The following is a 14,335-nucleotide window of genomic DNA, read 5'->3' on the forward strand; positions in this document are numbered from 1 at the left end:
AGACGGGCCAGATGAGCGATCTTCGCCTCTTCACCTCGGAATCAGTGACCGAGGGTCATCCCGACAAGATCTGCGACCAGATCTCCGACAGCATCCTCGATGCCCTGCTCGCCGACGATCCGCACAGCCGGGTCGCGGTTGAGACCCTGGTCACGACGGGGCTCGTGCATGTGGCGGGCGAGGTCTCGACCGAGGCGTATGTCGAGATTCCCTCGATCGTGCGCAAGTGCATCACGGACATCGGCTACGACTCTTCCGACGTCTGGTTCGACGGCCGCTCCTGCGGCGTGGAAATCTCTATCGGCGGCCAGTCGCCCGACATCGCCCAGGGCGTCGACAACGCCTTCGAAACGCGCGAGCAGTCCAGCGTCGACGACTTCGACCGCCAGGGCGCCGGCGACCAGGGCATCATGTTCGGCTACGCCACCCGTGAAACACCCGAACTCATGCCGATCCCCATTTGGATCGCCCACCGTCTGGCCGAACGCCTCGCCTTCGTGCGCAAGAGCGGCGAACTCGATTACCTGCGCCCCGACGGCAAGACCCAGGTCACCATCGGCTATGACGGAATCGTTCCGCGCACCGTCGAGACCGTCGTGGTGTCAACCCAGCACGCGCCCTCGGTTTCCACCGAGCAGTTGCGCCTCGAGGTGGAAGAGCTCGTGATTCGTCCGGTGCTCGACCTGATCGATCTTGATTCTTCTGCGCTCACAACCCTGATCAACCCGACGGGGCGCTTTGAAATCGGTGGCCCGCAGGGCGATGCCGGCCTCACCGGTCGCAAGATCATCATCGACACCTACGGCGGATCGAGCCGCCACGGCGGCGGTGCATTCAGCGGCAAGGACCCATCCAAGGTCGACCGGTCTGCCGCCTATGCCATGCGCTGGGTTGCGAAGAATGCCGTGGCTGCCGGCCTGGCCGAGCGCCTCGAAGTGCAGGTTGCCTACGCGATCGGAAAAGCGTCCCCGGTTGGCCTGTACGTTGAAACTTTCGGCACCGGTGTGCTGCCCGACAAGGAGATCACCGCGGCTATTCGCGCCGTGTTCGACCTGCGACCGGCAGCCATCATCCACTCGCTTGACCTACTGCGTCCCATCTACGCGCAGACGGCCACGTATGGCCACTTCGGCCGGGAGCTTCCCGACTTCACCTGGGAGCGTCTCGACAAGGTCGACGACCTGATCCGCGCCGCCGGCCTCTGAAGTCGGCGCAGTCATGACGCACTCCGGCCTCGTCGCACGGGTGCTGATCGAGTCCCCCCTGCCGCAACTGGACCACCTGTTCGACTACGGCGTCCCCACCGAACTGGTCGGTCAGGTTGCGGCGGGAATGCGCGTCAAGGTGCCCTTTCGCTCTGGCGGCCGTGTCGTGGACGCGTATGTGATCGAGGTGCTGGATCCGCGATCCGCTCGGCGCCGGTCCGACTCTGAAACGGATGTCGCCTTCCGCGGCGCCCTGAGTCCGCTCGACTCGGTCGTATCCCCGGCTGTCGTGCTCACGCCCGAGGTGTGGAAACTGGCGCGACGGCTGGCGGATCGGGCTGCCGGCAACGCGAGTGACATCATCCGACTCGCGGTGCCGCCGCGGCAGGTGCGCGTTGAAAAGGCCTGGTTGGCGGCGCAGGCCGTTGCTGCTGTTTTGAGCACGGGTATCGAGCCGGCTGATGCTGGTCCGTCACCCGTAACGATGGGCCTGGCCGCTCCCGCTTTCGTCGGCTACCCGACCGGACGGCTCGACAGTGTGATCATGGAGCACCACCGCGTCGCCGTCGCCGCTATCCCCGAACTCACGCAGCTGATCGACGGCAGCACGATCGGCCGTTGGGCCCAAACCCTGGCTGAACTCGCCGTCGCCACCGTCAGCGCGGGTCAGAGCGCCATTCTCTGCGTGCCCGACTTTCGTGATCAGGACCAGGTACAGGCCGCCCTGGCCCAGCTCGCCCCGACGCTGCCGCTCTGTCGGGTCGATGCCCGGCAGCCGAACGCCGACCGGTACCGCGCCTTTCTGGCTTGCCTCGAACCCGCGCCGCGCATCATCCTCGGCAACCGCTCGGCCGTCTACGCCCCCGCGCACGACCTCGGTCTCATCGCCGTCTGGGACGACGGCGACCCGCTCTACTCCGAACCGCTCAGCCCCTACGTCAATACCCGCGACGCGGCCCTGGTGCGCCAGCAGGACAGTGACTGTGCCCTCGTGCTCCTCGGCCACTCGCGCAGCGTCGAAACCCAGCGCCTGGTCGAGCTCGGATACCTGACCGAGGTGAATCCGGCCGCCGACCGACACCCGCGCATCATCCCCACTGATTTTCAATCCGAACCCGACCAACAGGCTCGCGCAGCCCGGATCCCTTCGGCAGCGTGGCAGGCTGCCCGGGAGGCGCTCGCGCACGGGCCGGTACTGGTGCAGGTCGCGAGCCCGGGGTATGCCCCGATGCTCGCCTGCCAAAGCTGCAAGAAAGCCGCCCGGTGCACCCACTGCCAGGGTCCGCTCGGGCTGAAGTCAGCCTCGGCCGTGCCGTCTTGTCGGTGGTGCGGCGCCCTCGCCGCCGGTTGGACCTGCGCGCACTGCGAAGGCACCAAACTGCGTGTGGTGACGCTCGGCACCGGACGCACCGCTGAAGAACTCGGCCGCGCCTTTCCCGGCGCGCGCGTCATCGTCGCCGACGGCGAACACACGATTCAGACCCTGAGTGCCCAGCCCGCTCTCGTGATCGCCACCCGGGGCGCCGAACCGGTGCCGACCAATGGTTACCGGGCCATCCTCATCCTCGACGGCGAGCGGATGCTTGCCCGCGAATCGCTGCGCGTCGCTGAGGACTGCCTGCGCTGGTGGGCCAACGCGGCCGCTCTTGCCGCACCCGGCGCTCCCGTGTTGCTCGCCGGGGTCGGGGGCGCCCTCGCCCGGGCACTCAATTCCTGGCGGCCAGACAGCTTCGCCGCGAGCGAGCTCGCCGACCGTCGCCAGCTGCGGTTTCCGCCGGCCGTGCGCGTGGCTTCGGTCACCGGCACCGCTGCAGACGTCGACGCTGCCCTCGCTGATCTCGTTGCGGTGGCAGGCCTTGACATACTGGGCCCGGTCGACACCGAGGCCCCCCTGGTGCGGGCGGTCGTTCGGTTCGGCTACGCCCGCGGCGATGAAGTGGCCCACGCGCTCAAGGCGGCGGTCGTGCGAAACGCCGCCAAACGCCGCAAGTCGAAGTCGGGTTCGTTCCAACCGCCACCTACACTTAAAGTTCGATTCGACGACCCGGAGCTGCTTTAAATGAAACTCGTCTTTGCTGGCACGCCCGAGGTCGCGCTGCCCAGCCTCAGGGCCCTGGCCAGCTCCGATCACGAGATCGTCTCCGTGATCACTCGAGCGGATGCTCCGCTCGGCCGCAAGCGCACCCTCACTCCGTCGCCGGTCGCGCAGGCCGCGGTGGCCTATGGCTACCCGGTACTGAAGACCAACCGACTCGACGCTGAGGCGACCGAGACCATCCGCGCCCGGCAACCTGACCTCGGTGTCATCGTCGCCTACGGCGGCATCGTGCGCGAACCTATGCTCTCCGTTCCCCGCCTCGGTTGGATCAACCTGCACTTCTCCCTCCTGCCGCGGTGGCGGGGGGCCTCGCCGGTGCAGCGCGCCGTCATCGCCGGTGATGAACTCACCGGCGCCGCAGTGTTCCAGCTGGTACCCGAACTCGACGCCGGTGCCGTTTTCGGGAGTTTCTCCCAACCCCTCGGCGCACATTCCACATCAGGAATGCTTCTCGATGAGCTCAGCCACAGCGGCGCCGCTCTGCTCCTGCGGGTCGTCTCTGAGCTCGCCGCCGGCACCGCCCTGGCTGTGGCGCAGACCGGCGAGGCGACCCTCGCGCCCAAACTCGTGCGGGACGATGCGCGGATCGTGTTCAGCCGACCGGCGGCATCCGTTTACAACCATATTCGCGGAGTGACCCCGGAGCCGGGTGCGTTCACGACCGTGAACGGCGCCGAATTGAAACTTCTCGAGGTCGCTCCCAGCGTCGACCAACCCAACCTGCCTGCCGGAACTATTGTGCAGCGCGAAAAGATAGTGCTGGTAGGCACGCAGACCGAACCCCTGGTTCTGCTGCGCGTGCAACCGGCCGGAAAGACAGCGATGACAGCGAACGACTGGTGGCGCGGAGTGGCAGCAGAATCGGTGACGGCGTCATGAGTGACGATCGCCTAGGTTCGGCCCGCGGAGGCTCGGCCCGTGCAGGCTCGGACCGTGCAGGCTCGGACCGTGCTCACTCGGATCGGGCGGCCGACTCGGCACCGTCGGGCAATGCCCGGTTTCGCCCGGTCCCGGCCGACTTCGTGCAGCCGGCTCGACGCATCGCCTATGAGGTGATCGCGGCGGTGCGCGAATCCGACGCGTACGCGAACCTGCTGCTGCCGACCCGCATTCAACGCGCAGCCCTGAATACGGCGGATGCCGCCCTCGCGACCGAGCTCACCTACGGGACCCTGCGCATGCAGGGGTTCTATGACCGTGTGATCGCCCTCGCCGCCAACAGACCGGTCAGCGCCATCGATCCGGCCATTCTCGATGTGCTCCGCCTTGGCGCCCATCAGCTGCTGGCCACTCGCATCGCGACCCACGCCGCGGTCAACGAATCCGTCTCACTCGCCAAGCAGGTCGGTTCGCGCTCCGCCACCGGTTTCACCAACGGCGTGCTGCGCACCATCTCCCGATCGAGCGCCGAGGAATGGCGTGACCGGGTGCTCGAAGGTGCGGTCAACGTCGATGACCGGCTCGCCGCCGAATATTCACATCCCGCCTGGATCGTGCGGGCTTTTCGGCAGGCACTGCGTGCGGAGGGTCACGAAGACGAGCTGGCCGATCTGCTCGCAGCTGACAATATGGCGGCAAAGGTCAATATGGTCGCGTTGCCCGGTCTCGCCACCGACGAAGACCGCGAACGGCTGGGCCTCGCCGATGAATTCTCGCCGGTTGGTTTTGTGTTGGACTCCGGAGACCCCTACCACCTCGTGACGGCGACGGCGGGTCGCATTCGGGTGCAAGATGAGGGATCGCAGATCGCTGCTCTGGCACTCAGTCGGGCCCGGCCGATCGTTGCGGGGGAGCGGTGGCTCGACCTCTGCGCCGGACCCGGTGGCAAGGCAGCCCTGCTCGCTTCCGAGGCACGTGCCGGGGGAGCCGAACTTGTGGCCAACGAGCTTGTTCCCGCCCGGGCGACCCTCGTGCGCACCGCCCTCGAGGCTCTCCCCGAGCCAGTTCCGGTGTGGGAAATCGACGGCACCACCATCGGCCGAACGCACCCGGAAACCTTCGACCGTATTTTGCTCGACGCCCCCTGCACCGGCCTCGGCGCTCTTCGGCGCCGACCCGAGGCTCGTTGGCGCAAACAGCCCAAGGACGTCGCCGACCTCGCTGGTCTGCAGTCTGGACTCATCGAGGCGGCTTTGCTCGCGCTCAAGCCCGGCGGCATCCTCGCCTATGTCACCTGCTCACCGCACACCGCCGAGACGCGGGCGATCGTCGCCCTCGCCGTGCGCGATGCCGGCGGAACCGTGACGGCGCTCGACACTGCGGCCGTCGTGCAGTCATTCAGCGCGGCGAACCTCGACCTGCCCGCCGACACCGGGAGTGTTCAGCTCTGGCCGCACCGCCACGGGACCGACGCCATGTTCATCACCCTGCTGCAGCGCTCCAACGAGTAGCAGCCGGCGCGCCGGCGTGGGCCGATGCGTGCGCTCCCGGTCTCTTTCACGTTCGGGGGCCCGGGACGCGGGCCCGGTTGAGAGACTGGGCCCGCCAGTATCGAAACCTCCGGCTGAGTACGACGCCGAAACCGCCCCACATCGCACCCGGAGCGAACTCGTCCAGCTCGACTGAGACCCTCCCGCAAACGGTACGAACCAGGGGGCAACCGCGCGCCGCGCGGGGCTCGATAAACTGAGCGGATGGCTAACCGCATCAATCCGAGCATTCTCGCCGCCGATTTTGTCAATATTGAGAGCGAGCTGGGTCGCATCCGCTCCGCCGACCTCGTGCACGTCGACATCATGGACAATCACTTCGTCCCCAACCTCACTTTCGGGCTGGGAATGGTCGAACGCCTGCAGCAGGTATCGCCGTTGCCGCTGGACATCCACTTGATGATCGACGATCCCGAGCGGTGGGCGCCCGGCTACGCCGAGGCCGGTGCCTACTCGGTCACCTTCCACGCCGAGGCCACGACCGAGCCCGTCGCTCTGGCCCGTCGCCTGCGGCAGATCGGCGCGCGCGCTGGCATCGCCCTGAAACCGGGCACCGATGTCGCACCGTATCTCGAACTGCTCCCCGAATTCGATCAGGTGCTGGTGATGACTGTAGAACCCGGATTCGGCGGCCAGAGCTTCATGGAATCGACCATGCCGAAGTTGGTTCAGTTGCGGAGAGCAGTCCAAAAGACCGGCCTCGACGTCTGGTTGCAGGTGGACGGCGGCATTACCGCACAGACCATCGAGATCGCAGCTGTGGCCGGCGCCGACACTTTCGTGGCTGGTTCCAGCGTGTTCGGGGCTGAGAATCCGGCCGCCCAAATCGGCCTGCTGCGGGAGCGCGCGGCTAGCCACCGGCACGGGGCGGGTAACCTAGAGTTGTGAAAACATTCGATGACCTTTTCGTAGAACTGAGCGACAAGGCCGCCACCCGTCCAGAGGGCTCCGGTACCGTGCTCGAACTCGACGCCGGCGTGCACGCCATCGGCAAGAAAATTGTTGAGGAAGCCGCCGAAGTCTGGATGGCCGCTGAGTTTCAAAGCGACGACGAAACCTCCGCTGAAATCTCCCAGCTGCTTTATCACCTGCAGGTCATGATGATCGCCAAGGGCCTCTCTCCGGCCGACATCTACCGACATTTGTGATCCACACCAGCGCCCGCCGCTGGCTCGAATTCACTGAATAGTCGTGTGAAAAAAACCAAGAGAGTATCCCCATGCTGAGAATTGCCGTGCCCAACAAGGGCTCGTTGTCTGAAACCGCCGCGCAGATGCTTGCTGAAGCCGGCTATACCGGCCGCCGCGACCCCCGCGACCTTGTCACCGCCGACCCCCGCAACGGCGTCGAATTTTTCTACCTTCGTCCCCGCGACATCGCCACCTACGTCGGTTCCGGCGCCCTCGACGTCGGCATCACCGGACGCGACCTGCTGCTCGACTCACACTCAAAAGCCGTGGAGATCGCCAGCCTCGACTTTGGAGACTCGACTTTTCGCTTCGCCGGGCCGGCCGGTCGCTTCACCGAGCTGACAGACCTCGACGGCCTGCGCGTCGCCACGAGCTACCCGGGTTTGGTCGAACGCTTCCTCGCCACGCACTCGGTGACCGTCGAACTGGTTGAACTCGATGGCGCGGTCGAATCGGCGGTTCAACTCGGGGTAGCGGATGCCGTCGCCGACGTCGTCTCCACCGGGACGACCCTGCGCAAAGCCGGCCTCGAAATCTTCGGACCGGTCATCCTCGAGTCCACGGCCGTTCTCATCAGCTCCACCAACGACAAGGCCGGAATCGACACCCTGCTCCGTCGTCTCCAGGGCGTCCTCGTGGCCCGCCAGTACGTGCTCCTTGACTACGACATTCCCGTTGCCCTGCTCGATGCGGCCGCAGCGCTCGCGCCCGGCATCGAATCGCCGACGGTTTCCTCCCTTCACGACCCCGAGTGGGCCGCCGTGCGGGTCATGATCGGCCGTGTCGACATGAACAACGTGATGGATGCCCTCTACGCCCTCGGGGCCCGGGCCATTCTCGTCACCACCATCCACAACGCCCGTTTATAACCCGGCCCGTTTATAACCCGGTGAGAGGAGAACTCGCATGAGTTTGAGTGTGCGCGTCATTCCCTGCCTTGATGTGGCCAACGGTCGTGTCGTCAAGGGCGTCAACTTTCAGAATCTGCGCGACGCCGGCGATCCGGTCGAACTGGCGCGGCGCTACTACGAGCAGGGTGCCGACGAACTGACCTTTCTCGACGTCACGGCCACGGTGGACAACCGCTCAACGACCTATGACGTGGTGCGCGCCACCGCTGAGCAGGTGTTCATTCCGTTGACGGTCGGCGGCGGCATCCGCAGCGTCGAAGACGTCTCCCGGCTGCAGGCGAGCGGCGCTGACAAGGTCGGCGTCAACAGCGCGGCCATCGCCCGGCCCGCCCTCATCGCTGAAATCGCCGACCGGTTCGGCGCTCAGGTTCTCGTGTTGAGCCTCGACGTAAAACGGTCCGAACGCACCGAGAGCGGTTTCGTTGTCACCACACACGGTGGTCGTACCGAGACCGACCTGGATGCCGTGGCCTGGGCCCAGCGAGCGATCGAGCTCGGTGCCGGAGAACTCCTGGTCAACTCGATCGACGCCGACGGTACCAAAACCGGTTTCGATACCGACCTGATCGCGCTCATGCGCACGAATAGTCGGGTTCCGGTGATCGCCTCCGGTGGCGCCGGGCGGGTAGAGGACTTTCCGCCGGCGATCCGAGCCGGCGCGGATGCTGTTCTCGCGGCATCTGTTTTTCACAATCAACTATTGACCATAGGCGACGTCAAGCGTGAGCTCGCCGACGCCGGAATGCTGGTGCGCTGATGACCAACGAACTGACCGATCAGCTGGACGCCGCTGTATTCAGTGACAACGGGCTGCTGCCCGCCGTCATCCAGCAATGGGACACCCACGAAGTGCTCATGCTCGGGTGGATGAACCGGGAAGCGCTGCGCCGCACCCTCACCGAGGGACGCGTCACGTTCTGGTCGCGCAGCCGGCAGGAGTTCTGGCGTAAGGGCGACACCTCCGGCCACGCCCAGTATGTGCAATCGGCCGCCTTCGACTGCGATAGCGACACCCTGCTCGTGCAGGTCGACCAGGTTGGAGCGGCGTGTCACACCGGCACGCATACCTGCTTCGACGGCCGCGACCTGGGCGCGATTACCATGGATAGGCCGATGGAATGAGTGACGGTATCCCAGTCGCAACCGGTTCCCGTACCGCCGGTTCGACGACGCGCAATCAGTTTGACGCGTTGACCGGGGAGCACCGGGTGATCCCGGTGATCCGTGAACTATTCGCCGACGGTGAGACCCCGGTCGGCATCTATCGCAAGCTCGCCGAGGGGCTGCCGGGCAGCTTTTTGCTGGAGTCCGCCGAACAGGGCGGTATCTGGTCTCGGTTCTCGTTTGTCGGTGTCTCCTCGTTCGGTGTGCTCACCCAACAGGGCGACGACACCCGTTGGATCGACTACGGGCTCTCCGCCGAGCGTGCGCTCGGTTCCGCAGCCGATCTCGGACCGCTCGACGCTCTGGCCTACTTGTTCGAACGCTGGCAGACGCCCAGGCTGCCCGAGCACCCTCCACTCACGGGCGGACTGGTCGGCTTCATCGGCTGGGAGGCAATTCGCCAGATCGAACGCCTGCCGCACCAGCCGCCGGCCGACTACGACGTGCCAGGCCAGTCCTTCAGCTTCGTTGCCGACCTCGTTGTCCTCGACCACAAGTACGGAACCGTGCAGCTCATCGCCAACGTGCTCAACGACGGTGCCGACACCCCCGAAAAGCTCTGGGCTGACGCGAGCACACGACTGGATTCACTGCAAACCCGTCTCGCCGCGCCCGGAGAAGCCTGGCTGGCCGAGGTTGACCTGCAGGCGCCGAGCGCGCCGCTCCACCGCACCACGCGAGACGATTTTCTCGCCGCCGTCAATATCGGCAAACAGCACATCGTCGACGGCGACGTGTTTCAGGTCGTCATCTCCCAGCGTTTCGACCAGGTCTGCACCGCACACCCCATCGACGTCTACCGGGTGCTGCGCAGCCTCAACCCGAGCCCATACATGTACCTGCTCAGCCTGGAAACGCCGGCGGGCGAGCCGTACTGGATCGTCGGGTCCTCGCCCGAAGCGCTCGTCAAGGTGCAAGACCAACGCGTCTTCACCCACCCGATCGCCGGCTCGAAACCCCGTGGCACCACACCGGATGCCGACGCCGACTACGCGATCGAGCTCGCCGAAGACCCGAAAGAACGTGCCGAGCACCTCATGCTCGTCGATCTCGCCCGCAACGACCTGCTCAAGGTCTGCGCGGCCGGGTCGGTCGAAGTGACCGAATTCATGCGCATCGAACGGTTCAGCCACATCATGCACCTGGTGTCCTCGGTCGAGGGCAATCTGGTTCCCGGTAAGACCGCGATCGACGTCTTCCGTGCCACGTTCCCGGCCGGCACCCTGTCGGGCGCGCCGAAACCGCGGGCGCTCGAGATCATCGACGCCCTCGAACCAGCCCAGCGTGGCGTCTACGGGGGAGTGGTGGGCTACTTCGGCTTCGCCGGCGACGCCGACCTGGCTATCGCCATCCGTACCGCCACCATCAAGGACGGCGTCGCCCGGGTGCAGGCCGGCGGCGGCGTCGTCACCGATTCCGATCCGGCCTCCGAGTATCAGGAGTCGCAGAACAAAGCGGCAGCACCCCTGCGCGCCGTCGCTATCGCCAACGCGATGCGGCGAGTGTTCTGATGAGGGAACGGATGTCTCCGCGTCGCCTCAAACTCGTGCTCATTCTCGCCATTTTGGGAGCGAGTGCCCTGGCAATGCTGGCCTGGACGCAGGTCTGGGTGCGCGCCGAGGTGGGGCTGCCCGACGCTGGCACCCAGGTGCTCCAAATCGACGGAGCCATCGCCGCGCCGGCACTGACGGCGCTGGCGCTCTCCGGGTTCGCCCTCGCCGCGGCCCTCACCATCGCGGGTCGGCTCATTCGAGTCGTGCTCGGTGCGCTCGAAGTTCTTCTCGGATTCTCGGTGTTTCTCGCCGCATACCTCGCGGTCGAGGACCCCTCCCAAGCCAGTGCCGCTGCGGTCACCGCTGCGACCGGAGTTGCCGGGCATGAGTCCATTCAGTTGAGCGTCCTCGGCACGGTGGTCACCGCGTGGCCGTTCGTCGCAATGGGCGCCGCAGTCGTTATGGCGGCGACCGGTGTGACCGTCATCACGACGAGCGCACGGTGGCCCGGGCCGACCCGTAAATACCAGGGCGTGCGTTTTGAACCGGTAGCCGCTCCCGACGGTTCCCTGAAAGCTGCGCCCGTGACCGTTGATGTGTCGACCGAGCCCACACCGGCGGACTCCGTCGGCGACTGGGACGATCTCAGTCGCGGCGAAGACCCGACCGCTCGCTAGGGACGAGCTGCCGCTCCGCTAGACTTGATTTGCTTGTCAACGCACACAGGCTTACGCATTCACGAGGAGAACCATGAGCATCGATCTGTCAGATCCCGGACACGGCCACTCCCCGGCGGCTTGGATCGCGGTCATCATCATGCTGGCTGCCTTCACCATCGGCACCACAGCATTCTTCTTCAACCTGGTCTGGCTCGTCTGGGCCTCATTCGGATTGCTCATTGCCGGACTCATCGTCGGCTACGTACTCGGCAAAGTCGGCTACGGCGTCAGCGCCACGTCGACCGGCCACTAGCAGTCGGCGCTGAGACCTGGTGCTCCAAGAACTTCTCGCTGGCGCGCTCTCTGACGCCGAACAGCGCCTCCTCACTCGCCCGCTGGCGAGCGTGGAGGCTGCGGCGCGCGCCCACGCGCCCGCCCTCGATGCCTTGGCGGCCCTGGCCCCCACTGACCGGGTCAAGATTCTCGCAGAAATCAAGCGGGCCAGCCCGAGCCGTGGCGCCCTGGCGTCCATCACCGATCCGGCAGCCCTGGCAGTCTCCTATGAAACCGGGGGGGCCAGTGCTATCAGCGTACTCACCGAGGGTCGCCGTTTTCACGGCTCGATGACCGACCTCGAGCAGGTGCGGGCTGCGGTGAGCATTCCCCTCCTGCGCAAGGACTTCATCGGCACGCCGTACCAGGTGTTCGAGGCCCGCGCTGCGGGCGCCGATCTGGTGTTGCTCATCGTCGCCGCCCTCGATCAAGCCACGCTGCTCTCGTTGCACGAGCTTGTCCACGAGCTCGGCATGACCGCCCTGGTCGAAACGCACAGTGGCGACGAAGTCAGTCGCGCTCTCGACATCGGAGCGAGCCTGATCGGGGTCAACGCGCGCGACCTGTCTACCTTTGAGCTCGATCCGAACCTCTTCGGCACTCTCGCCGGCACAATTCCCTCCGGCGTCATCCGTGTCGCCGAATCCGCCGTCAAGACTGCCGCCGACGTCGCGCACTACCGTGGTGCCGGCGCCGATGTCGTCCTGGTCGGCGAAGCGCTCGTCACGAGCGATCCCATCCGAACCCTCTCTGAGTTTTTGGCGGTCTAAATGTCTCTACGTACACAGCCCGGCCCCTATTTCGGTGACTTCGGCGGCAGGTTCGTGCCCGAGTCCCTCGTGGCGGCGCTCGATGAATTGACGGCGGAATACGAACTCGCCAGAAACGATCCGGCTTTCGCAGCGGCCTTGACGAAGTTGCACATTAACTACAGCGGTCGTCCCTCCATCATCACCGAGGTGCCGCGCTTCGCCGAATATGCCGGTGGTGCCCGTATCATCCTCAAGCGTGAAGACCTCAACCACACCGGTTCGCACAAGATCAACAATGCCCTCGGCCAGGCCCTGCTCACCCAGCGCATCGGCAAGACCCGTGTGATCGCTGAAACCGGGGCCGGCCAGCACGGTGTGGCCACGGCCACCGTCGCGGCCCTGTTCGGGCTGGAGTGCGTCGTCTATATGGGAGAGGTCGACACCGAACGTCAAGCCCTCAACGTCGCTCGAATGCGCCTGCTCGGCGCCGAGGTCGTTCCGGTGAAAACCGGCTCGCGCACCCTGAAGGACGCCATCAACGACGCCATGCGCGATTGGGTCAGCAACGTCGAAACCACCAACTACATTTTCGGGACCGTGGCCGGACCGCATCCGTTCCCGGCCATGGTGCGTGACTTTCAGAAAATCATCGGTGAGGAGGCCCGGAAGCAGGTTCTCGATCTGACCGGGGGCCTGCCGGACGCGGTCACCGCCTGTGTCGGCGGCGGTTCTAACGCCATGGGGATCTTCGACGCCTTCCTCGACGACCCCGATGTCGCCCTGTTCGGCTATGAAGCGGCTGGCGACGGCGTCGAAACGCCCAGGCATGCGGCGACCATCACGAAGGGCCGCCCCGGTGTGCTGCACGGCGCCCGCAGCATGCTGCTGCAGGACGAAGACGGTCAAACCGTTGATTCGCACTCCATTTCGGCGGGCCTCGACTACCCGGGCGTCGGGCCGGAGCACGCCTGGCTTGCCAGCATCGGCCGGGCCACCTATCTACCGATCACCGACGACGAGGCAATGAGCGCCCTGCGGCTGCTGAGTCGCACCGAGGGCATCATTCCGGCGATCGAGTCGTCCCATGCCCTCGCCGGCACCCTCGAGCTTGGTCGCGCACTCGGCCCGGAGGCAACCATCCTGGTCAACCTCAGCGGTCGCGGCGACAAGGACATGGAAACAGCCGGTCGGTACTTCGACCTGCTCGACGAAGGCGCGGAACAGTCATGACGACCCCCATCACCAGCGGCGCTGTGAGCACGGTCGAACACACCATCGCCCGGAGGCGCTCTGAGGGCGGGGGAGCCCTCATCGGCTACCTTCCGGTTGGTTTCCCCACGCTGACCGACAGCATCGACGCTGCGGTGGCGCTCGTGGCCAACGGCGTCGACATTATCGAACTGGGCCTGCCCTACTCCGACCCGGTGATGGACGGGGCCGTCATCCAGGCGGCCACCCAACAGGCACTGGCCAACGGATTCAAGCTGCGCCACGGGTTCGAGGCGATCCGGGCCATCACCGCACAGGTTGATGCCCCCGTTCTGGTCATGACCTACTGGAACCCCGTCCTGCAGTACGGCGTTGAACGATTCGCCGACGACCTGCGCGCCGCTGGCGGTGCCGGTCTGATCACACCAGACCTCATTCCCGACGAAGCCGACGACTGGATGACCGCAAGCGAACGCAGCGACCTCGACCGCGTCTTTTTGGCCGCACCGTCGTCGTCTGACGCACGCCTGGTGCAGGCGATCGAGGCGAGCCGCGGCTTCGTGTACACCGTCTCGACGATGGGAACTACCGGCGCTCGCGCCGGCGTGGACGCGGCCGCTCGTATTCTGGTGGAGCGCTTGCGCGCGGTCGGCTGCACCAGCGCGTGCGTCGGCCTCGGCATTTCGACCCCCGAGCACGTGCGTGAAATTCTCGGCTACGCCGACGGCGCCATTGTCGGGTCAGCCCTCGTGAAAGCACTCACCGACGGGGGAGTGCAAGCCGTCGCCCGTCTGGCTCTCGACCTGGCCGCCGGCGCTAACAATATCCGCCCGGCTTCAACCCCCCAGTAAATCCAGGCGCGCTCCACACTCAATTGTTCGCGGCGATCAAT

General features: G+C 66.0%; 15 protein-coding genes. All 15 read left to right on the forward strand.

The window, feature by feature from the left end; genetic code table 11:
- Window positions 1-11: 11 nt before the first annotated feature.
- Window positions 12-1,205: a methionine adenosyltransferase gene (gene metK / locus E3T27_RS08920; RefSeq protein ID WP_104197947.1), complete on the forward strand. Its 1,194-nt coding sequence runs from the start codon at window positions 12-14 to the stop codon at window positions 1,203-1,205.
- A 13-nt stretch (window positions 1,206-1,218) separates the two neighbouring features.
- Window positions 1,219-3,264, forward strand: coding sequence for a primosomal protein N' family DNA-binding protein (locus tag E3T27_RS08925; RefSeq protein WP_134572286.1), 2,046 nt, complete (start codon window positions 1,219-1,221; stop codon window positions 3,262-3,264).
- The gene (fmt, locus tag E3T27_RS08930) at window positions 3,265-4,182 is read left to right on the forward strand and encodes a methionyl-tRNA formyltransferase (RefSeq protein ID WP_134572287.1); all 918 of its coding nucleotides are present in this window, start codon (window positions 3,265-3,267) and stop codon (window positions 4,180-4,182) included.
- Window positions 4,179-5,693 carry an RsmB/NOP family class I SAM-dependent RNA methyltransferase gene (locus tag E3T27_RS08935; RefSeq protein ID WP_134572288.1) on the forward strand — a complete coding sequence of 505 codons (1,515 nt, stop codon included), beginning with the start codon at window positions 4,179-4,181 and terminating at the stop codon, window positions 5,691-5,693. Before fmt ends, E3T27_RS08935 begins: the two co-directional genes overlap by 4 nt.
- Before the next feature lie 243 nt (window positions 5,694-5,936).
- Window positions 5,937-6,620 carry a ribulose-phosphate 3-epimerase gene (rpe, locus tag E3T27_RS08940; RefSeq protein WP_134572289.1) on the forward strand — a complete coding sequence of 228 codons (684 nt, stop codon included), beginning with the start codon at window positions 5,937-5,939 and terminating at the stop codon, window positions 6,618-6,620.
- Window positions 6,617-6,880: a phosphoribosyl-ATP diphosphatase gene (locus E3T27_RS08945; protein WP_104197951.1), complete on the forward strand. Its 264-nt coding sequence runs from the start codon at window positions 6,617-6,619 to the stop codon at window positions 6,878-6,880. Before rpe ends, E3T27_RS08945 begins: the two co-directional genes overlap by 4 nt.
- Window positions 6,881-6,951: 71 nt before the next feature.
- Window positions 6,952-7,791 (forward strand): ATP phosphoribosyltransferase, encoded by an 840-nt coding sequence (hisG, locus tag E3T27_RS08950; RefSeq protein ID WP_104129058.1) that lies wholly within the window; start codon window positions 6,952-6,954, stop codon window positions 7,789-7,791.
- A 37-nt stretch (window positions 7,792-7,828) separates the two neighbouring features.
- On the forward strand, window positions 7,829-8,590 hold the full coding sequence (gene hisF / locus E3T27_RS08955) for an imidazole glycerol phosphate synthase subunit HisF (RefSeq protein ID WP_134572290.1): 762 nt from the start codon (window positions 7,829-7,831) through the stop codon (window positions 8,588-8,590).
- Complete coding sequence (hisI, locus tag E3T27_RS08960; protein WP_104197953.1) at window positions 8,590-8,955, forward strand: phosphoribosyl-AMP cyclohydrolase; 366 nt, start codon at window positions 8,590-8,592, stop codon at window positions 8,953-8,955. The genes hisF and hisI overlap by 1 nt, the downstream gene beginning before the upstream one ends.
- On the forward strand, window positions 8,952-10,508 hold the full coding sequence (locus E3T27_RS08965; protein ID WP_134572291.1) for an anthranilate synthase component I: 1,557 nt from the start codon (window positions 8,952-8,954) through the stop codon (window positions 10,506-10,508). The genes hisI and E3T27_RS08965 overlap by 4 nt, the downstream gene beginning before the upstream one ends.
- 11 nt (window positions 10,509-10,519) lie before the next feature.
- Window positions 10,520-11,167, forward strand: coding sequence for a Trp biosynthesis-associated membrane protein (locus E3T27_RS08970; RefSeq protein WP_166786160.1), 648 nt, complete (start codon window positions 10,520-10,522; stop codon window positions 11,165-11,167).
- Window positions 11,168-11,240: 73 nt separating this feature from the next.
- On the forward strand, window positions 11,241-11,462 hold the full coding sequence (locus E3T27_RS08975; protein WP_104129063.1) for a DUF6704 family protein: 222 nt from the start codon (window positions 11,241-11,243) through the stop codon (window positions 11,460-11,462).
- A 19-nt stretch (window positions 11,463-11,481) separates the two neighbouring features.
- Window positions 11,482-12,252, forward strand: coding sequence for an indole-3-glycerol phosphate synthase TrpC (gene trpC, locus E3T27_RS08980; protein ID WP_104197956.1), 771 nt, complete (start codon window positions 11,482-11,484; stop codon window positions 12,250-12,252).
- Window positions 12,253-13,464: a tryptophan synthase subunit beta gene (gene trpB / locus E3T27_RS08985; RefSeq protein ID WP_134572293.1), complete on the forward strand. Its 1,212-nt coding sequence runs from the start codon at window positions 12,253-12,255 to the stop codon at window positions 13,462-13,464.
- Window positions 13,461-14,294 carry a tryptophan synthase subunit alpha gene (trpA, locus tag E3T27_RS08990; protein WP_134572294.1) on the forward strand — a complete coding sequence of 278 codons (834 nt, stop codon included), beginning with the start codon at window positions 13,461-13,463 and terminating at the stop codon, window positions 14,292-14,294. The genes trpB and trpA overlap by 4 nt, the downstream gene beginning before the upstream one ends.
- Window positions 14,295-14,335: the final 41 nt, after the last annotated feature.

The organism is Cryobacterium lyxosi, from assembly GCF_004403345.1.
Taxonomy (GTDB): Bacteria; Actinomycetota; Actinomycetes; order Actinomycetales; family Microbacteriaceae; genus Cryobacterium; species Cryobacterium lyxosi.